This window comes from Streptomyces albidoflavus (assembly GCF_000719955.1).
GTDB classification, from domain to species: domain Bacteria; phylum Actinomycetota; class Actinomycetes; order Streptomycetales; family Streptomycetaceae; genus Streptomyces; species Streptomyces albidoflavus.
The window spans coordinates 60,448-78,461 of the sequence record NZ_JOII01000022.1; the positions used below are offsets into that span (position 1 = coordinate 60,448).

The 18,014-nt window shown below is 74.8% G+C and carries 19 protein-coding genes; 7 read left to right on the forward strand and 12 right to left on the reverse strand.

The genetic code is table 11. The features are described 5' to 3' along the window. Nucleotides 1–4 precede the first annotated feature (4 nt). Together IF45_RS0121330 and IF45_RS0121335 are read right to left on the reverse strand one after the other, a co-directional pair. On the reverse strand, nucleotides 5–619 hold the full coding sequence (locus IF45_RS0121330; protein WP_008408450.1) for a DNA-3-methyladenine glycosylase I: 615 nt from the start codon (nucleotides 617–619) through the stop codon (nucleotides 5–7). Further along, the gene (locus tag IF45_RS0121335) at nucleotides 616–1,017 is read right to left on the reverse strand and encodes a DivIVA domain-containing protein (RefSeq protein WP_008408447.1); all 402 of its coding nucleotides are present in this window, start codon (nucleotides 1,015–1,017) and stop codon (nucleotides 616–618) included. The genes IF45_RS0121330 and IF45_RS0121335 overlap by 4 nt, the downstream gene beginning before the upstream one ends. A 137-nt stretch (nucleotides 1,018–1,154) precedes the next feature. Between IF45_RS0121335 and folP the strand changes: the two genes are divergently transcribed. Further along, complete coding sequence (folP, locus tag IF45_RS0121340; protein WP_003950679.1) at nucleotides 1,155–2,015, forward strand: dihydropteroate synthase; 861 nt, start codon at nucleotides 1,155–1,157, stop codon at nucleotides 2,013–2,015. Between the two features lie 51 nt (nucleotides 2,016–2,066). Next, nucleotides 2,067–2,945: an arylamine N-acetyltransferase family protein gene (locus IF45_RS0121345; RefSeq protein WP_008408445.1), complete on the forward strand. Its 879-nt coding sequence runs from the start codon at nucleotides 2,067–2,069 to the stop codon at nucleotides 2,943–2,945. Nucleotides 2,946–2,960: 15 nt separating this feature from the next. Here the strand turns inward: IF45_RS0121345 and IF45_RS0121350 are convergent, their stop codons facing one another. Next, entirely contained in the window at nucleotides 2,961–3,401 is a 441-nt protein-coding gene (locus IF45_RS0121350) for a DUF2000 domain-containing protein (RefSeq protein WP_003950677.1), read from the reverse strand. Nucleotides 3,402–3,451: 50 nt separating this feature from the next. On the opposite strand from IF45_RS0121350, the gene IF45_RS0121355 reads away from it, so the two are divergent. Beyond that, entirely contained in the window at nucleotides 3,452–4,258 is an 807-nt protein-coding gene (locus IF45_RS0121355) for an AraC family transcriptional regulator (protein WP_008408443.1), read from the forward strand. A 66-nt stretch (nucleotides 4,259–4,324) separates the two neighbouring features. Here IF45_RS0121355 and IF45_RS0121360 read toward each other — a convergent pair whose 3' ends face one another. Both IF45_RS0121360 and dapE read right to left on the reverse strand, forming a co-directional pair. Further along, nucleotides 4,325–5,116 (reverse strand): LOG family protein, encoded by a 792-nt coding sequence (locus tag IF45_RS0121360; protein WP_008408441.1) that lies wholly within the window; start codon nucleotides 5,114–5,116, stop codon nucleotides 4,325–4,327. Nucleotides 5,117–5,271: 155 nt separating this feature from the next. Then, on the reverse strand, nucleotides 5,272–6,351 hold the full coding sequence (dapE, locus tag IF45_RS0121365; RefSeq protein ID WP_008408439.1) for a succinyl-diaminopimelate desuccinylase: 1,080 nt from the start codon (nucleotides 6,349–6,351) through the stop codon (nucleotides 5,272–5,274). A 62-nt stretch (nucleotides 6,352–6,413) separates the two neighbouring features. Here dapE and IF45_RS0121370 point away from each other — a divergent pair, with 62 nt between their 5' ends. Both IF45_RS0121370 and IF45_RS0121380 read left to right on the forward strand, forming a co-directional pair. Then, a complete protein-coding gene (locus IF45_RS0121370; RefSeq protein WP_251141208.1) occupies nucleotides 6,414–7,334 on the forward strand; it encodes a VldE C-terminal domain-containing protein in 921 nt (306 codons plus the stop codon). A 636-nt stretch (nucleotides 7,335–7,970) separates the two neighbouring features. Then, nucleotides 7,971–8,396: an ATP-binding protein gene (locus IF45_RS0121380; protein WP_008408433.1), complete on the forward strand. Its 426-nt coding sequence runs from the start codon at nucleotides 7,971–7,973 to the stop codon at nucleotides 8,394–8,396. Nucleotides 8,397–8,464: 68 nt separating this feature from the next. Here IF45_RS0121380 and dapC read toward each other — a convergent pair whose 3' ends face one another. Both dapC and fdxA read right to left on the reverse strand, forming a co-directional pair. Then, nucleotides 8,465–9,586 carry a succinyldiaminopimelate transaminase gene (gene dapC, locus IF45_RS0121385; protein ID WP_008408431.1) on the reverse strand — a complete coding sequence of 374 codons (1,122 nt, stop codon included), beginning with the start codon at nucleotides 9,584–9,586 and terminating at the stop codon, nucleotides 8,465–8,467. Between the two features lie 118 nt (nucleotides 9,587–9,704). After that, on the reverse strand, nucleotides 9,705–10,025 hold the full coding sequence (gene fdxA, locus IF45_RS0121390) for a ferredoxin (RefSeq protein WP_003950669.1): 321 nt from the start codon (nucleotides 10,023–10,025) through the stop codon (nucleotides 9,705–9,707). A gap of 143 nt (nucleotides 10,026–10,168) precedes the next feature. Between fdxA and IF45_RS0121395 the strand changes: the two genes are divergently transcribed. Together IF45_RS0121395 and IF45_RS0121400 are read left to right on the forward strand one after the other, a co-directional pair. Next, nucleotides 10,169–11,176, forward strand: a complete 1,008-nt coding sequence (locus IF45_RS0121395) for a GNAT family N-acetyltransferase (protein WP_422938796.1) — start codon at nucleotides 10,169–10,171, stop codon at nucleotides 11,174–11,176. Further along, nucleotides 11,176–12,009: a transglutaminase family protein gene (locus IF45_RS0121400; protein ID WP_008408427.1), complete on the forward strand. Its 834-nt coding sequence runs from the start codon at nucleotides 11,176–11,178 to the stop codon at nucleotides 12,007–12,009. Before IF45_RS0121395 ends, IF45_RS0121400 begins: the two co-directional genes overlap by 1 nt. A 57-nt stretch (nucleotides 12,010–12,066) precedes the next feature. Here the strand turns inward: IF45_RS0121400 and IF45_RS0121405 are convergent, their stop codons facing one another. The 5 genes from IF45_RS0121405 to IF45_RS0121425 form a co-directional block, all read right to left on the reverse strand. Next, a complete protein-coding gene (locus tag IF45_RS0121405) occupies nucleotides 12,067–13,170 on the reverse strand; it encodes an aldose epimerase family protein (protein WP_030308966.1) in 1,104 nt (367 codons plus the stop codon). After that, nucleotides 13,167–14,198, reverse strand: coding sequence for a LacI family DNA-binding transcriptional regulator (locus IF45_RS0121410; protein ID WP_003950665.1), 1,032 nt, complete (start codon nucleotides 14,196–14,198; stop codon nucleotides 13,167–13,169). Before IF45_RS0121410 ends, IF45_RS0121405 begins: the two co-directional genes overlap by 4 nt. Before the next feature lie 69 nt (nucleotides 14,199–14,267). Then, a complete protein-coding gene (locus IF45_RS0121415) occupies nucleotides 14,268–15,338 on the reverse strand; it encodes an ABC transporter permease (RefSeq protein WP_030308967.1) in 1,071 nt (356 codons plus the stop codon). After that, nucleotides 15,335–16,348 carry an ABC transporter permease gene (locus tag IF45_RS0121420; RefSeq protein WP_010642555.1) on the reverse strand — a complete coding sequence of 338 codons (1,014 nt, stop codon included), beginning with the start codon at nucleotides 16,346–16,348 and terminating at the stop codon, nucleotides 15,335–15,337. Before IF45_RS0121420 ends, IF45_RS0121415 begins: the two co-directional genes overlap by 4 nt. Further along, complete coding sequence (locus tag IF45_RS0121425) at nucleotides 16,345–17,925, reverse strand: sugar ABC transporter ATP-binding protein (protein ID WP_030308969.1); 1,581 nt, start codon at nucleotides 17,923–17,925, stop codon at nucleotides 16,345–16,347. Before IF45_RS0121425 ends, IF45_RS0121420 begins: the two co-directional genes overlap by 4 nt. Nucleotides 17,926–18,014 lie beyond the last annotated feature (89 nt).

The following is an 18,014-nucleotide window of genomic DNA, read 5'->3' on the forward strand; positions in this document are numbered from 1 at the left end:
TCGCTCACCGGGCGCCTCCCCCGCGCGCCACGCAGTCGGCCAGGTGGTCGTCGACCAGGCCGCACGCCTGCATGAGGGCGTAGGCGGTGGTGGGGCCGACGAAGCGGACGCCGCGCTTCTTCAGCTCCTTGGCCAGCGCCGTCGAGGCGTCGGTGACGGCGGGCACGTCGGCGACGGTGCGCGGCGCCGGGCGGCCCGCGGACTCGGGGGCGTACGACCAGATCAGCGCGTCGAGTTCGCCCTCGGGCCAGTCGGCGAGCAGGCGGGCGTTGGCGAGGGTGGCGTCGACCTTGGCGCGGTTGCGGATGATGCCGGGGTCGGCGAGCAGCCGGGTGCGGTCGGCCTCGGTGAACTCGGCGACGGCGGCGATCTCGAAGCCCGCGAACGCGGCCCGGAAGGTCTCCCGGCGGCGCAGGATGGTGAGCCAGGAGAGGCCGGACTGGAAGGCTTCCAGGCAGAGCCGTTCGAAGAGGGCGTCGTCGCCGTGGACGGGGCGGCCCCACTCGGTGTCGTGGTAGGCCAGGTAGTCCTCGGTGGACAGGCCCCAGGGGCAGCGCGGGGCGCCGTCGGGGCCGGGCAGGACGCCCTTGGCGGGGGCGGTGGTGGTCGTCTCGCTCATCGCTGCTCCCCCTCGCCCCGCGTGTCCGCCGGGCCTTCCTCGGTGGCGCCCGGTTCGGGGGGCGGGGCGAGGAGCCCGGGGCCGCCCACGGCGTGCGCCTGGTCGCCCGCGCGGGCGCTCTCCAGCTCGGCGATGCGGGCGTCCCGTTCGGCGAGTTCGGCGCCGAGGCGGCTGAGCGCGTCGTCGACCTCGGTCATCCGGTAGCCGCGCAGCACCACGGGGAAGCGCAGCGCGTCGACGTCGGCGCGGGCCAGCGGCCGGTCCTCGGGGAAGGCGTCGGCGACGGTCTCCGGCCCGGCCTCGGGCAGCACGGCCCGCGAGCCGCCGCCCACCACGGCCAGCGTCACCGCCGCCACCACCACGACCAGCGCGATGACCAGGAACACGAACATGACCATCTCGGGGACTCCACCGCTCGTACGTCGTGAGATCACACGCGCGGGTCCGTGGCCCGCCACGCGTCGGACCCCGATCGTGCCATGCGCGGCCGACAGTTAAGGTCGCAGGCGACCACCAGCGAGAAGGAGTACGACGGATGCTGCGTCTGGGACGCCGTGAGTTCGGGCCGCACGAGCCGGTGATCATGGCGATCGTCAACCGGACCCCCGACTCCTTCTACGACCAGGGGGCGACCTTCGACGACCTGCCCGCACTGGAGCGGGTCGACCGGGCGGTCGCCGAGGGCGCGGCCATCGTGGACATCGGCGGGGTCAAGGCCGGCCCCGGCGACGAGGTGGACGCCGCCGAGGAGGCGCGCCGCACCGTCGGCTTCGTCGCCCGGGTCCGCGAGCGCCACCCCGACGTGGTGATCAGCGTCGACACCTGGCGCCACGAGGTCGGCGAGGCGGTCTGCGAGGCCGGGGCCGACGTGCTCAACGACGCCTGGGGCGGGGTCGACCCTAAGCTGGCGGAGGTCGCCGCCCGCCACGACGCCGGGCTGGTCTGCACCCACGCGGGCGGGGCGCGCCCGCGCACCCGGCCGCACCGGGTCGCGTACGAGGACGTGGTGGCCGACATCCTCGACGTGACGGTGGGCCTGGCCGAGCGGGCGGTGGCGCTCGGGGTGCGCCGGGACCGGATCATGATCGACCCGGGCCACGACTTCGGGAAGAACACCCGGCACAGCCTGGAGGCCACCCGCCGCCTCGGCGAACTGGCCGCCACCGGCTGGCCGGTGCTGGTCTCCCTCTCCAACAAGGACTTCGTCGGCGAAACCCTGGACCGCCCGGTCAAGGAGCGGCTGCTCGGCACCCTGGCGACCACGGCCGTCTCGGCGTGGCTCGGCGCCCAGGTGTACCGCGTCCACGAGGTGGCCGAGACCCGCCAGGTCCTCGACATGGTCGCCTCGATCGCAGGACACCGGGAACCGGCGGTGGCGCGGCGGGGGCTGGCGTAGCCGGAGGAACCAGCTTGACCTCCACCGTGGTCGAGGTTGGAGGCTGGGGCCATGACCATCCCGACAGCCGCCTTCCCGACCGACCACCGGCCCGACCGCTGGTCCGGTGAACTGCTCGACCTCGACGCCTACCTGGCGCGGGTCGGGTACGACGGGCCGCGTGAGCCCACGCTCGCGGTCCTGCGTGACCTCCAGCGCGCCCACACCACGGGCATCCCCTTCGAGAACGTCCACGCCGTCCTCGGGCGGGAGCTGCCGCTCGACCTGCCGTCCGTGCAGGCCCGGCTCGTCCACGGGCGGCGCGGCGGCTACTGCTTCGAGCACGTGGGGCTCTTCGCCGCCGTGCTGGAACGGTTCGGGTTCCACGTCACCGGCCTGGCGGGACGGGTCAGCCTCGGCGCCGACAAGGTGCTGCCCGCCACCCACGGCCTGCTCGCGGTGACCGCCCGCGACGACGAGCGCCGGTGGCTCTGCGACGTCGGCTTCGGCGCCGGTCCGCTCGGGCCCGTCGAGCTGGCCGACGGAGCCGAGGCGGCGTACGACGGCTGGCGGTACCGGCTGGAGCGGCACCCCGGCGCCCACGGGATCGACCAGTGGTGGCTGTACCAGTCGGCGCCCGGCACCGGGGACTCCCCGGGCTCGTGGATCGACCGGCACACCTTCACGCTCACCGCGCAGTACCCGATCGACTACGTCGTGGCCAGCCACTTCGTGGGCACCCACCCGCGCTCCCCCTTCGTGCGGCGGCTCTTCGCCCAGCGCATGACCGCCGACGCCCACCACAGCCTGGACGGGCTCACCCACGTCACCACGCTCCCCGACGGGAAGACCACCACCGAGGAGATCGCGCCCGAGGCTCTGGACGCGACCCTGCGCGAGGTCTTCGGGCTCGCCCTCACCGAGGAGGAGCTGGGCGCGCTGGCGGGCTGAGCGCGCTCCCGCTGGTCAGGGGTGCATACGGGCGCCCTTGAGCACCTTGTCGACCGCGTTGCGCGGGCCGTACACGGCGAGGCCCACCAGGTCCAGGGAGTCCCTGCCGACGGCCCGCACGGCGGCGCGGTTGTCGCGGTCGTTGCCGGTGGCGAAGAGGTCGGAGGTGAAGACGGCCCGGGGCAGCGCCCGGGCCAGCGCCTTGCCGTGGGCGGCGGTCAGCGTCTCCTTGCTCCCCTCGAAGACCAGCACGGGCTGGCGGAGCATCGGCAGGTAGGCGGTGGAGTCGGCGTCCTCGTAGGGTTCGCCGATCACCTCGGGGTGCCGCGTCCCGAGCCCGCTGACCAGGAACGCGGTCACGTTGAGCCGCTGCCAGCCGGCCAGGTCGTCCCGGAGCAGCACGGCGATCTTGGTGTCGAAGCGGACGGGTGCGGTGTCGTTGGCGTTGGTCGTCATGGCCCCGAGCCTGCCGACCGGCCCGCCGCCCGGTCTTGTACGTTTTTCGCGTGACGGCCGGCCAGCAGATCCACGCGTGGCGCCCCCGGGTCCCGGGGGTGGCGGAGGTCTTCCACGCCCGCTTCACCGAGCACGCCTACCCGATGCACGTCCACGACGTGTGGACGCTGCTCCTCGTCGACGACGGCGCCGTCCGCTACGACCTGGACCGGCACCCGCACGGCACCCCCGCCGACACGGTCACCCTGCTGCCGCCGCACGTCCCGCACAACGGCTCCCCGGCCACCGCGCACGGCTTCCGCAAACGCGTCCTGTACCTGGACCTGACCCAGCTCGGCCCCGAACTCGTCGGCCCGGCCGTGGACCGGCCCGAACTGGCCGACGCCCTGCTGTGCCGCCGGGTCGGCCGGCTGCACACGGCACTGGCGGCGCCCGGGGACGAGCTGGAGGCGGAGAGCAGGCTCGCGCTGATCCGCGAACGGCTCCACGCCCACCTGCGGCCCCGCCTCGCCGCGACGGGCCCGGTGCCGGACCCGGGCCTCGCCCACCGGCTGCGGGACCTCCTGGACGCCCGGCTGCGCCAGGGGCTCACCCTCGACGAGGCGGCCGCGCTGCTGCACGCCCACCCCGCCCACCTGGTCCGCGCCTTCAGCGGCGCCTTCGGCATCGCGCCGCACCGGTACCTGACGACGCTCCGGGTGGGCCGCGCCCGGCGGCTGCTGCTCGACGGGCTGCCGCCCGGTGAGGTGGCGGCGGCCGCCGGGTTCTACGACCAGTCGCACCTGAACCGGCACTTCAAGAAGGTGGTGGGCACCACTCCGGGCAGGTACGCCCGTACCGGCGCCCCGGGCCGCTGACCGGCGCTGTGCCCCCGTCGGCCCCCCGCCGGCCCCGGCCGGTGCCGGGGCGGCGGGCCGGGGCGGTCAGGAGCCGATGGCGACGGCCGGGCCGGAGCCGGGGTGGCGGCGCGGCTCGGTCTCCTTGGTGACCAGGGCGACGGCCTCCTCCACGTCGTCGGTGACGTGGAAGAGCAGGAGGTCCTTGGCGGCGCACTTGCCCTGCGCCACCACCGTGTCCCGCAGCCAGTCGACCAGCCCGCTCCAGTACTCCCGGCCGAACAGCACGATCGGGAACCGGGTGACCTTGCGGGTCTGCACCAGCGTCAGCGCCTCGAACAGCTCGTCCAGCGTGCCGAGGCCCCCGGGGAGGACCACGAACCCTTGCGCGTACTTCACGAACATTGTCTTTCTGACAAAGAAGTAGCGGAAGTTCACGCCGATGTCGACGTGCCGGTTGAGCCCCTGCTCGAACGGCAGCTCGATGCCGAGGCCGACGGAGACGCCGCCGGCCTCGCGGGCGCCCTTGTTGGCCGCCTCCATGGCGCCGGGCCCGCCGCCGGTGATGACCGCGAACCCGGCCTCCACCAGCGCCTTGCCCAGCTCGACGCCGGTCTGGTACTCGAAGGACTCCGGGCCGGTGCGGGCCGAGCCGAAGACACTGATGGCGCTCCCGAGTTCGGCGAGCGCCCCGAACCCTTCGACGAACTCCGACTGGATGCGCATGACCCGCCACGGGTCGGTGTGCACCCAGCTGGAGTCGCTCTTGGTGTCCAGCAGCCGCTGGTCGGTGGTGCCGGGCTGGATCTGCTCGCGCCGCCGCACGACGGGGCCGAGCCGCTGCTCCTCGGGCACATCCGCTGCTTGTGGAGTGGCCATGTACTCCCCTTCCCTTCCGGTACTGCGGCACCGTCCGCCGGGGGTCCCGGTGGACGTCTTGCCATGTCAGCCTAGGCGGAGCGCTGTTACGGCGGGCGGAAGCGGACATGGCCGCCCGGAAGCGGTGAACGGGCGGCCGGGAGTGAGGGCCCGGCTCAGGCGGTCAGCCAGGCCGCCAGGCGCTTCTCGGCGTCCAGGATCTTGGCGGTGTCGACCCGCTCGTCGCGCCGGTGGGCGAGGTGCGGATTGCCCGGGCCGTAGTTGACGGCGGGGACGCCGAGCGCGCTGAAGCGGGCCACGTCGGTCCAGCCGTACTTGGGCATCGGGGTGCCGCCCACGGCCTCGGCGAAGGCGGCGGCGGCCGGGTGGGAGAGGCCGGGCAGGGCGCCGCCGCTGTGGTCGTCGACCACGAACTCGGTCACGCCGCAGCCGTCGAAGACCTCCTTGACGTGGGCGAGGGCCTCCTCGGGGGTGCGGTCGGGGGCGTAGCGGAAGTTGACGGTGACGGTGCAGGCGTCGGGGATGACGTTGCCCGCGACGCCGCCCTCGATGCCGACCGCGTTGAGCCCCTCGCGGTACTCCAGGCTGTCGATGAGCGGGTAGCGCGGCTGGTAGGCGGCGAGCCGGTCCAGGATGGGGGCGGCGGCGTGGATGGCGTTCGCGCCCATCCAGGAGCGGGCCGAGTGGGCGCGCTCGCCGGTGGTGCGCAGCAGCACGCGCAGGGTGCCCTGGCAGCCGCCCTCGACCTGCCCGTCGGAGGGCTCCAGGAGGACGGCGAAGTCCCCTTCGAGCCAGTCGGGGTGGGCGTCGGCGACGTGGCCGAGGCCGTTGAGGTCGGCGGCGACCTCCTCGTTGTCGTAGAAGACGAAGGTGAGGTCGCGGTTGGGCTCGGGGACGGTGGCGGCGATGCGCAGCTGGACGGCGACCCCGGACTTCATGTCGCAGGTGCCGCAGCCCCACAGGACGCCGTCCTCGTCGAGCCGGGAGGGGACGTTCTCCGCGATCGGCACGGTGTCGATGTGCCCGGCGAGCAGGACGCGCTCGGCGTGGCCGAGGCGGGTGCGGGCGACGACGTTGTTGCCGTACCGGTCGACCGTCAGGTGCGGCAGCGGGCGCAGGGCCGCCTCGATCGCGTCGGCGAGGGCGCGCTCGTCACCGCTCTCGGAGGGGAGGTCGACGAGGGCGGCGGTGAGGGCGGCGGCGTCGAGCGTGAGGTCAAGGGAGGTCGGAGCCATGACCGCGACCCTAACGCGGCCCCGCCGGGCGGCCCGGCACGCCCTGGGCCCCCTCCAGTACCTTGGGCAGCGTGTCTGAGCCCTCCTTCTTCCGGCGCGGCCGTGTGCTGCGCGTCGGCGCGGCCCTGGTCGTGCTGCTGGCGCTCGCCGGGTACTTCGCGGCGCAGCAGCGCGGCGGTGCCCCGGCCGGCTCCCGGTGCGTGGTCCGCTCCGCCGACGACCCCGCCGAGAGGTACGAGCTGAGCGCGGTGATGGCGGTCAACGCGGCGACCATCTCCGCGGTCGGCACCGGCAAGGGGATGCCCGAACGGGCGGTGACGATCGCCCTGGCCACCGCGATCCAGGAGTCCTCGCTGCGCAACATCGACTACGGCGACCGCGACTCGCTCGGCCTCTTCCAGCAGCGGCCCTCGCAGGGCTGGGGCGAGCCGGAGCAGATCATGGACCCGGTCTACTCCTCGGAGAAGTTCTACGAGCACCTCGCCGAGGTCCCCGGCTACTCCCGGCTGCCGCTGACGGTCGCGGCCCAGCGCGTCCAGAAGAGCGGCTTCCCGCAGGCGTACGCCAAGCACGAGCGGGACGCCTCGCTGCTGGCCGCGGCCCTCACCGGCCGCGCCGCCACCACGCTGACCTGCGGCGGAGCCACCGAGGAGCCCGGCGACGAGAAGGAACTCCGGGCGGCGCTGGCCCGCGACTTCGGCAAGGACGTCCTCCCGGCCACGGGCGCGGCCGGCTCCGGCGCGGACACGGACGGCAAGGCGGACGGCCCGCGCACCGTCGAGCTCCCCGTCCCCTCGGCGGAGGGCAAGCGCCGGGGCTGGGAGCTGGCCCACTGGGCGGTGGCCAACGCCACCCGGCTCGGCGTCGCGGAGGTCACCTACGCGGGCCGCACCTGGCGCACCGGGGGCGACTGGGAGACCTCGGCGGAGGAGACCCGGGGCGGCGGCACGGGCGCGGTGCGGATCGTGGTCTCCGAGGGCTGAGCCGGAGGGCCCCTCTCCCGCATGCTCTCGGTCACCTGCCGGGGCGCCGCCGAGGTGGTCCCGCTGGACCGAGCGCGGGCGGTGCGGAAACTGACCCGCTACCTCGGGCCGGAGGAAGGGTGGCCGGTGCGGTTCTCGGCCTCGCCGGCCGATCCGGCGGCCCGGCTGGTGCGATGCGTTCCCGAACGCCCGCCGGTGGTGCGTGACTTGTCGTGGTGAGGGTGGGGCATGGCTGAGCGTGCGGTGGGTTTCGGGGCGGCGGCTGGAAGCCCGTCACCTCCGCCGGAGACGGCGTCGGGCCGCCCCCGTGGCCGCTGCACGCCCGTGCGAGGGGTCACCCGGACGGTGGCGTGTGCGGGCCGGGGCGCCTGGGGTGCGCGGGGTCCCGGAGGCCGGGGTGGCGGGTGGAGGAACGCCTAGTTCAGAGGCTGCGGAAAGCATTCGGCTGATGAGCCGCTGGGCCGCTTGTCGGGGAGGCCGACAATGTGACGCGTTATCGATTCGTGATCCGGCGGTGCCGCAACCTTCGCCGCTCTGGCGCGGTAGTCACGGCGTCGCAGGGCCGGGCTCACCGGCCCGGACGGCGCGTCGGCCGCCTCACCGGCCCGCGCCCCACGTCCCCCCAGAAGGAGCAACATGTCCCTCCCCCTGAGCCGCCGGATCGCCCGTGCCGCCCTGCTGGTCGCCGCCGCGGCCGCCCCCGTGGCCGGTGCGGCCGGCGCGGCCAACGCCGCCGAGCTGCCCGTCGGGTCGACCCTGCCCGGGCTGACCGCCCTGGACGGCGAGGGCCTCGGCAACACCCTCGACGGTGCCGCGCGGGGTGCCACCGGTGCGGCCGGGAAGACCGGCTCCGAGGCCGTCGGCACCGCGGTGCCCGCCGCGGGCAAGACGGTCGGCCAGATGGGCAAGACCGTCGCCCCGGCCGCCCAGGACGCCGTCGGCACCCTCGCGGGCTCCGCGGGCAAGGCGGTCGGCGACACGGCCGGCTCCGCCGCCCAGAGCGGCCTGCCCGGCAAGGGCCTGCCCACCGGCGGCCTGACCGGCGGCCTGCCGCTCGGCTGACCCACCGGCACACAGGGCCCCGGGGAGCGCGGACTCCCCGGGGCCCTGTGGCGTGTCCGGACCGGCCGTCAGGCGGTGGCGGTGAGGCGGGCGACGGCCGCCGCGACGCGCTCGTCCGTGGCGGTGAAGGCGATCCGGACGAAGCGGTCCCCGGCGGGGCCGTAGAAGTCGCCCGGGGCGACGGCGATGCCGAGCGAGGCGAGGTGGGCGACCGTGTCCCAGCAGGGCTCGTCCCGGGTGGCCCACAGGTAGAGGCTGGCCTCGCTGTGCTCCACGCGGAAGCCGTGGGCCAGCAGGGCCTCGCGCAGGGCGGTGCGGCGGGCCGCGTACCGCTCGCGCTGCTCGGCCACGTGGGCGTCGTCGCCGAGGGCGGCGACGGTGGCGGCCTGGACGGGGGCGGGCGTCATCATCCCGCCGTGCTTGCGGATCTGGAGCAGCTCGCCGAGGACGGCCGCGTCGCCGAGGATGAACGCCGAGCGGTAACCGGCCAGGTTGGAACGCTTGGAGAGCGAGTGCACGGCGACCAGCCCCTCGTGGCTCCCGCCGCACACCTCGGGGTGGAGCACCGAGACCGGGTCGGCCTCCCAGCCCAGTTCGAGGTAGCACTCGTCGCTGACGACCAGCACGTCGTGCTCCCGGGCCCAGGCCACGATCCGGGCCAGTTCGTCCTTGCCGAGGACGCGGCCGGTCGGGTTGGAGGGCGAGTTGAGCCAGAGCAGCTTGAGCGGGCCCGGGTCGAGGTCGGTGACCGGGTCGTCGTAGACAACCGGTTCGGCGCGGGCCAGGCGGGCGCCGACCTCGTACGTCGGGTAGGCCAGGCGGGGGAAGGCCACGGTGTCGCCGGGGCCCAGGCCCAGCTGGGTGGGGAGCCAGGCGACGAGTTCCTTGGAGCCGACCACCGGCAGGACGTTCTCCTCGGTCAGCCCTTCGGCGCCCAGGCGGCGGCCGGCCCAGCCGAGGATGGCGGCGCGCAGCGCGGCGGTGCCCCACACGGTCGGGTAGCCGGGCGAGTCGGCGGCGGCCGTCAGCGCCTCGCGCACCAGCGGCGGGACCGGGTCGACGGGGGTGCCGACGGAGAGGTCGACGAGGCCGTCCGGGTGGGCGGCGGCGGTCTCCTTGTACGGCTGGAGCCTGTCCCACGGGAAGGCGGGGAGGAGCGCGGAGACGGGTGAGGGCGCGGCTGCGGACACGGCTGCTCTTTTCGGGTCCTGGTGGGGTGGGTTCGGGTCTCGAAAACGACGAGGTCCCGCCGGCGCGGAACCGGCGGGACCTCGTACGAACTGTCTCGGCAGAGCCGGGGCCTGGGCCCTACTGGTTCTGCGGCGGCAGTTCGGCGATGAAGGGGTGGTCACGCTCGATGAGACCGAGCTTGCTGGCCCCGCCGGGCGAACCCAGCTCGTCGAAGAACTCGACGTTCGCCTTGTAGTAGTCCTTCCACTCCTCAGGAGTGTCGTCCTCGTAGAAGATCGCCTCGACCGGGCAGACCGGCTCACAGGCTCCACAGTCGACGCATTCGTCCGGGTGGATGTACAAGGACCGCTGGCCCTCGTAGATGCAGTCGACCGGGCACTCCTCGATGCACGCCTTGTCCTTCACGTCGACACAAGGCTGCGCGATGACGTAGGTCACGCTGTCGTTCCTCCTCGATAGGGCGCTGGCGGGCCGTCTTTACAGGCTCCGCCGCCTGGCGCGCGGGAGCGCGGCGTCGTCGATGCCCGCCCCTAGTATCTCCGTTCCGGGAGATGATCCGAACAGGAGGGGCGGCCGAAGCTGTGGAATTCACTGCCGGCGGACAGCTGGAAGTCCGCATCACCCCCGATGACGTGGGAAAACGCGTCTCGGTGCGTGCATTCACGGATACCGGAACGGGGGACGCGCGGTTCACCGACACGGTGGGTGTTCTCACATCATGGACCGGTGGAGTGCTGAGCATCACACGTCGCTCCGGCGAGTCGGTGCGCGTCGCCGAGGCGGCGCTGGCCGCCGCCAAGACGGTCCCGGCGGCCCCCGCCCGCCGCCGCGGCCCCGCCGCCTCCTACGCCGAACTGGCCCGGGTGGCGGCGCGCGGCTGGCCGCCCGTGGAGAGCGAGCGGCTCGGCGAGTGGGAGCTGCGCGCGGCCGCCGGGTTCACCCGGCGCGCCAACTCCGTGCTGCCGCTGGGCGACCCGGGTACCGACCTGCCCGAGGCACTGGCGGCGGTCGTCCGCTGGTACGCCGCCCGCGGCCTCCCCGCCTACGTCCAGACCGCCACCGGCGGCGAGGGGACGCAGGAGCGGCTGGCGGCCCGTCTGGAGGAGCTGGGCTGGGCCCGCGAGGTCTCGGCCGAGCTGCGTACCGGCGCGCTGGCGCCGCTGGCCGACCGGGCGCCCGGCGCCGGAGTCCGGCTGGTCCGCGAGCCGGACGCGGCGTGGCTGAGCCGCTATCAGCGGGTGGGCGAGGTACGGCCCGAGGTCACGGCGGTGCTTACCGGCGGGCCCTCGGTCTGGTTCGCGGTGGTCGACGGCGAGCCGGGCTCCCCGGCGCGGGCGATCGGGCGGTGCGTGGTGGACGGGCGGTGGGCCGGGTTCGCCGCGGTCGAGGTCGACCCGGAGCACCGGCGCCGCGGGCTCGCCTCCGACGTGATGGCGGCGCTGGCGGCCCGCGCGCTGGACGAGGGCGCCTCGGCGGCCTGGCTCCAGGTCGAGCGGGAGAACACGGCGGCCCGCGCCATGTACGAGCGGTCCGGGTTCACCGTGCACCACCACTACCACCACCACCGCGCCCCGGGGGACGGAGCCTGATGGAGCTGCCCGACCCGCTGCGGCTGCGGACCGAGTTCGCCGAGGAGGCCCGCTCCGAGCGGCCGGGGCTCGCCCGGCTCTGCCTGCTCGTCGGGGCGGTCGCCGACCCCGCCCGGGGCGAGCCGGGCATCGACGCCGCCGAGGTGGAGCTGGACCGGCTGGCCGGGGAACTCCCCCACCGGCCCGCCACCCCGCGCGACTGGGCGCTGGCCCTCGCCGAGCTGCTCGGCACCCGGTACGGCTTCCACGGCACCGAGTCCGACTACCGGCGGCTGGAGTCCTCGCTCCTCCAGGAGGTGCTGCGGCGCCGCAGGGGCCTGCCGATCCTGCTGTCGGTGGTGTGGCTGGAGGTGGCGCGCCGGGCGGGCGCCCCGGTCCACGGGGTGGCGCTGCCCGGCCATTTCACGGTCGGCTTCGGCCCGCCGGACGACCTGGTGCTGGCCGACCCCTTCGACGGCGGCACGCTGCTCTCCCCGGCCGACGCCTCCCTCCTGGTGACCGGGGTGACGGGCGCCCCGCTCGACCCGTCCCTGCTGCGCCCGGCCGATCCGCTGGAGGTGATCCGCCGGGTCCTCAACAACATCCGTGCGTGGGCGGCGGCCCGCCCCGAACGCACCGACGTGGCACTGTGGGCGGTCGAGCTGTCGCTGCTGCTGCCCTCCCACCCGGCGGACCTGCGGTACGAGCACGCGCAACTCCTGGTGAAGTGCGGCGACTTCGTACGCGGCGCCCGCGAACTGGAGTCGTACGCCGAGGTGGTGGCCGCCGTCGACCCGGAGGCGGCCGAGCTGGTGCGCGGCCAGGCTCGGGCGGCGCGGGCGCGGCTGAACTGAGGCACGCGGCTGCCCGGGCGGGACCGCCCCCTGTGCGGTCCCGGCCGGGCAGCCGGGTCAGCCGGCGCCCAGGTGCGGGAACCGGTAGGCGGTGCGGCTGCGGAACTCCTGGCCGGGGCGGAGGACGGTGGTGGGGTACTCCGGGTGGTTGGGCGAGTCGGGCAGGTGCTGGGTCTCCAGGCAGACGGCGCGGTGGCGGGTGAGCGGGCGGCCGTCGCTGCCGGTGAGGGAGGCGTCGAGCTGGTTGCCGGTGTAGACCTGCACGGCGGGTTCGGTGGTCCACACCTCCATGGCGCGGCTGCCGTCCAGGGCGGTGAGGGCGGCGGCGGGGCGCAGGCCGTCGGGCCCCGGGCCGGTGTCCAGGAGCCAGGTGTGGTCGTAGCCGCCGGCCGCGGCCAACTGGGGCTCGGCGGCGACCGCTTCGGGGGCCAGGCGCGGGCCGAGCGGGGTGGGCTCGCGCAGGTCGAAGGGGGTGGCTTCGACGGGGGCGGGCGGGCCGACCGGGATGGCGCCCGCGTCGACGGGGAGGTAGTGGGCCCCGACGACGCGCAGGGTGTGGCCGGCCAGGCCGTGCCTGCCGGCCGTCAGGTCGAAGTAGGCGTGGTGGGTGAGGTTGACGACGGTGGGGCGGTCGGTGCGGGCCTCGTAGTCGAGGGTCAGGGTGTGGTCGGCGGCGAGGCGATAGGTGACGGCCACGTCGAGGGTGCCGGGGAAGCCCATGTCGCCGTCGGGGCTGAGCAGGGTCAGGCGGACGGCGGCGGCGTCGGGGTCGGGGACCGGGGTGGCCCGCCAGACGCGCCGGTCGAAGCCGTCGGGGCCGCCGTGCAGGGCGTGGCCCCGGTCGTTGGCGGGGACGGTGTGGTCGGCGCCGTCGAGCGGGAAGCGGCCGTGGGCGAGGCGGTTGGCGTACCGGCCGACCAGCGCGCCGAGGTAGGGGCCGCGGGCGGCGGCGTACGCCTCGGCGGTGGGCAGGCCCAGCACGACGGAGGCGCGGGTGCCGTCGGTGGCGGGGACGGTGAGGTGCTGGAGGATGCCGCCGTAGGTGAGGACGGCGGCGGTGGTGCCGGTGCCGGAGTCGAGGTGCCAGCGCTGGACGGGGGTGCCGTCGGGGGCGTAGCCGTGCGGTTCGTAGCGGACGGCGGGGGCCGTCGGGGCGTTCACCGGTCGCCGCCGGGGCGGGCGGCGGGGGCGGACTCGCGGACGGCGAGGTGGTGGCCGGGGCGGGGGCGGCGCGGCGCGGAGGGCGGGGCGCCGTCCTTGAGCTGGGCGACGAGGCTGTCCACGGCGAGGCGGGCGATGGCCTCCTTGTCGGGGGAGACGGTGGTGAGGGAGACGGTGCCGTAGCGGGCCTCCTCGATGTCGTCGAAGCCGACCACCGCCACGTCGCCGGGGACCGAGAGGCCGCGTTCGGCGAGGGTGCGCATGGCGCCGATGGCGATGAGGTCGTTGTAGGCGAAGACGGCGTCGGGGGCGGCGCCCCGGTCCAGCAGTGCGGCCATGGCGTGGGCGCCGTCGGCCCGTCCGTACCCGTCGGTGACGACCACCAGTGAGTCGTCGGCGGGCAGGCCGTGCGCCTCCAGTTCCTGGCGCCAGCCGCGCAGCCGCAGGTGGGCGGGCTGGCGTTCGCGGCCGGTGCGGGAGCCGAGGAAGGCGATCCGGCGTCGGCCGAGGGCGACGAGGTGGCCCACGGCCTCGCGGGCGGCGGCGACGTTGTCGATGGCGATGTGGTCGTAGGGCGCCTCGTACTCGCGCTCGCCCAGCAGGACCAGGGGCCCGGCGCCGGTGCGGCCGGTGAGGTCCTCGGTCTCCAGGTGGATGGGGCTGAGGATCAGGCCGTCGATGACGTGCGCGCGGAAGCCCTGGCTGACCAGGAGTTCGTTCTCCCGCAGCCCCGCGGTGTGGTCGACCAGGACGGTGTAGTCGTGGCGGGCGGCGGCGTCGATGACGGCCCCGGCCAGTTCGGCGAAGTACGGGTTGCCGAACTCGGGGACGGCCAGCGCGATGATGCCGGTACGGCCCTTGCGCAGGTGGCGGGCGGTGAGGTTCGGGCGGTAGCCGAGTTCGTCGATGGCCTGCTGGACCCTGGCCCGCATGCCGGGTGTGACGTGCTGGTAGTTGTTGACGACGTTCGACACGGTCTTGACGGACACGCCCGCCCGCTGCGCAACGTCCTTGAGACTGACGCCCACGGCACTCCTAGCTTCGTAACGCTTCTCGGCTGCTTCTGGAACTCCCCGGTGCGGGCGGAGGTGCCCCGCCTAGGTCGATCTGCGGCCCCGGGCGAGGTAGCGCTGGGCGACCACGACCACGACGAGGAAGCCGCCGCTGACCACCGACTGGTACGAGGAGTTGAGCGAGCCGATCTGGTTGATGAGGTTCTGGATGACGGCGAGCAGCAGGACGCCCCACAGGGTGCCGCTGACCGACCCGGCGCCGCCGATCAGCAGGGTGCCGCCGATGACGACGGCCGAGATGGCGTCGAGTTCCATGCCCACTCCGAGGATGGTGACACCGGAGGTGAGGCGGGCCGCGTTGAGGGCCCCCGCCAGTCCGGCGAGCAGCCCGCTGAGCGTGTAGACGAGCACCTTGGTGCGGGCGACGGGCAGCCCCATCAGGGTGGCGGCGTCGCTGGAGCCGCCGACCGCGAAGAGGCCCTGCCCGAAGGAGGTCCGCTGGAGCAGCAGCCCGCCGAGGCCGAAGAGGGTCAGCGCGATCAGCAGCGGGATGCCGAACCCCCAGACGGTGCCCCCGCCGAGCCAGGCGAAGGCGGAGCCCTTCGGGACGAGGTACGTGGTGGCGCCCTCGTCGGTGAAGGCGAGGAGCAGGCCGCGGGCGCCGAGCAGGGTGGCGAGGGTGACGATGAACGGGGCGAGGCCGGCCCGGCCGATGAGCAGGCCGTTGACCAGGCCGATGGCGCCGCAGACCAGCAGCGGGACGAGCAGCGCGGGGAGCAGGCCCCACTGGGAGGCCCAGGCGGCGAGGACCCCGCCGAGGGCGAAGACCGAGCCGACCGAGAGGTCGATGCCGCCGGTGATGATGACCAGCGTCATGCCGAGGGCGACGATCGCCAGGAAGCTGGCCTGCACGGTGACGCCACGCGCGTTGTCGAGGCTGGCGAAGGAGGGGTAGAGCAGCGAGGCGACCAGGATCACCGCGAGCAGCACGGCGAGGACGCCCTGGCGCTGGACGAGGCCGAGGAGGCGTTCGCGGCCGCTGGGCTCCTCGGTCTCGGCACGGACCGAGGGGGTCGCGGAGAGCGGCGCGGGGGCCGCCTTCGGGTCGGCGGTGGCGGAGGCGGCGGTGGGGTCCGCCGGGCGGGGTGCGTTCATCGGGACCGGCGCTCCCGGGCGACGTAGACGGCGGCGACGATGATGGCCGCCTGGGCGATCTGGGCGGTGGAGTCGGGCAGGTCGTGTTTGACGAGGGTGGCCCGCAGCAGCTGCATCAGCACGGCTCCGGCGACGGTGCCCAGCACCCGGACCGAGCCGCCGCTGAGCGGGGTGCCGCCGACGACGACGGCGGTGATGGCGGAGAGCTCCATCAGGGTGCCGAGCGAGGACGGGTCGCTGGCGGTGAGCCGGGCGGTGGCGAGGATGCCGGCCAGCGCCGCGAAGGTGCCGCAGAGGACGTAGACGCCGGTCAGGACGCGTTTGACGGGGAGCCCGGCGAGGACGGCGGCCTTGCGGTTGCCGCCGATGGCGACGATCTGGCGGCCGAAGGTGGTGCGGGCGACCAGGAAGGCGACGGCCAGGGCGAGTCCGGCGGCGATCAGCACCACCACGGGCACGCCGAGCAGGCTCGCGGTGCCGAGTGAGAGCAGGTCGGGGTTGATGATCTGCTTGAGCTGGCCGTCGGCGAGGACCAGGGCCAGGCCCCGGCCGCCGACGAAGAGGGCGAGGGTGGCGACGATCGGCTGGAGCCCGACCACCGACACCAGTACGCCGTTGACCAGCCCGGTGACGGCTCCGGCGAGCAGGGCCAGGACGAGGGCGGGGACCAGCCCGTAGCCGAGGTAGAGCGGGAGCAGGGCGGCGGCCAGGGCCATCGCGGAGCCCACCGACAGGTCGACGCCCTCGGTGCCGATGACCAGGGCCATGCCGAGCGCCACGATGACGATCGGGGCGACCTGGACCAGCTGGGTGGTGAGGTTGTCGGTGGTCAGGAAGCGGTCGGTGAACAGGGCGTTGAAGAGCAGCAGCGCGCCGACGGCGACGTAGACCCCGTACGCCTGGTACCAGGCGGGGTCGCGGTACCAGGGCCGGGCGGAGCGCGCGGCGGGGGCGGGCGGTGCGGGTGCGGGCGCGGCGGCGCCGGGCGCGGTGGCGGGGGCCTGGGTCATCGGGGCGCGGCCTCCTCGGCGGGGCGGGGGGTGGGGGCGCTGTCGGCGAGGACCTCCAGCAGGGCGGGTTCGGTCACGGCGTCGCCGGCCAGTTCCCCGGCCGGGGCGCCGGAGCGCAGGACGACGATGCGGTCGGCGCCCTCGATCAGCTCCTCGATGTCGGAGGAGATGAGCAGCACGGCGAGCCCCTCCCCCGCCAGTTCGTCGATGAGCCCCTGGACCTCGGCCTTGGCGCCGACGTCGATGCCGCGGGTCGGCTCGTCGAGCAGCAGCACGCGCGGCTCCAGACAGAGCCAGCGGGCGAGGAGCACCTTCTGCTGGTTGCCACCCGAGAGTTCGCCGACCTTCTGCTCGGGGCTGGACGCCTTGATCCGCAGCCGCTTCATGAAGATCTCGACCACCCGGTCCTGCCGGGCGCGGGAGACGATTCCGGCGCGGGAGAGCCGGGGCAGGGCGGCCAGCACGATGTTCTCGCGGACCGAGAGGCCGGGCACGATCCCCTCGGCCTTGCGGTCCTCGGGGAGCATGCTGATCCCGGCGTCGATGGCGGCGGCCGGGGTGATCCGGCGCAGCACCTTGCCGGCCACGGTGACCTCGCCGGAGTCGAGGGCGAGGCCCCCGGCCAGTGCCTTGGCGGTCTCGCTGCGGCCGGAGCCGAGCAGTCCGCCGAGCCCCAGCACCTCCCCGGCGTGCAGGGCGAGCGAGACCCCGTCGAGCTGGTGGCGGCGGGTGAGGCCGTCGGCGGTGAGGACCGGGGTGCGGGCGGCGTCGTGGCCGTCGGCGGCGAAGCCGGTGACGCCGTCCCGGCGGACCTCGGCCATGTCCCGGCCGAGCATCATCGAGACCAGCCGCATCCGCTCCAGTCCTTCGAGCGGCCCGGTGTGGATGTGGCGGCCGTCGCGCAGCACGGTGACCCGGTCGCAGATCCGGTACAGCTCGTCCATCCGGTGGCTGACGTAGACCACGGCCACGTCGCGGGCGCGCAGTTCCTCGATGACCCGGAAGAGGGTCTCGACCTCGCGGGGCTCCAGCGAGGAGGTCGGCTCGTCCATGACGACGACCCGGGCCTGGACGGAGACGGCCCGGGCCAGTGCCACCATCTGCTGGGTGCCGAGCCCGAGCGTGTGCAGCGGGCGGCGCGGGTCGACGCGGACGCCGAAGCCGTCGAGAAGGGCGGCGGCCTCGCGGTTCATCCGGGGGAAGTCGATGAGCCTGAGGCGGTTGCGGGGTTCGCGGCCCAGGAAGATGTTACGGGCCACGCTCATCAGCGGGACGAGGTTGACCTCCTGGTAGATCGTGGAGATCCCGGCCTGCTGGGCCTCGAAGGGCCGCTGGAAGCGCACCGGCTCCCCGGCCAGCCGCAGTTCGCCCGCGTCCGGCCGGTGGACACCGGTCAGCACCTTGATCAGGGTGGACTTGCCCGCCCCGTTCTCGCCGACCAGCGCGTGCACCTCAGCGGCCCGCAGGCCGAAGGAGACGTCGTCGAGCGCGACGACCCCGGGGAACCGCTTGCCGACCCCGAGGGCCTGAAGGACCGGCGGCCCGGCGCCGGGCGTCGCTGCTTCGGGTGGTGCCATGGGCTGCTGAACCTTCCGGTGTACGTGGGGGGACGCGGGTCGGGGTGCGGGTTGCGGGGTACGGGAGTTGGGGTCGGCGGGCGCGCGCC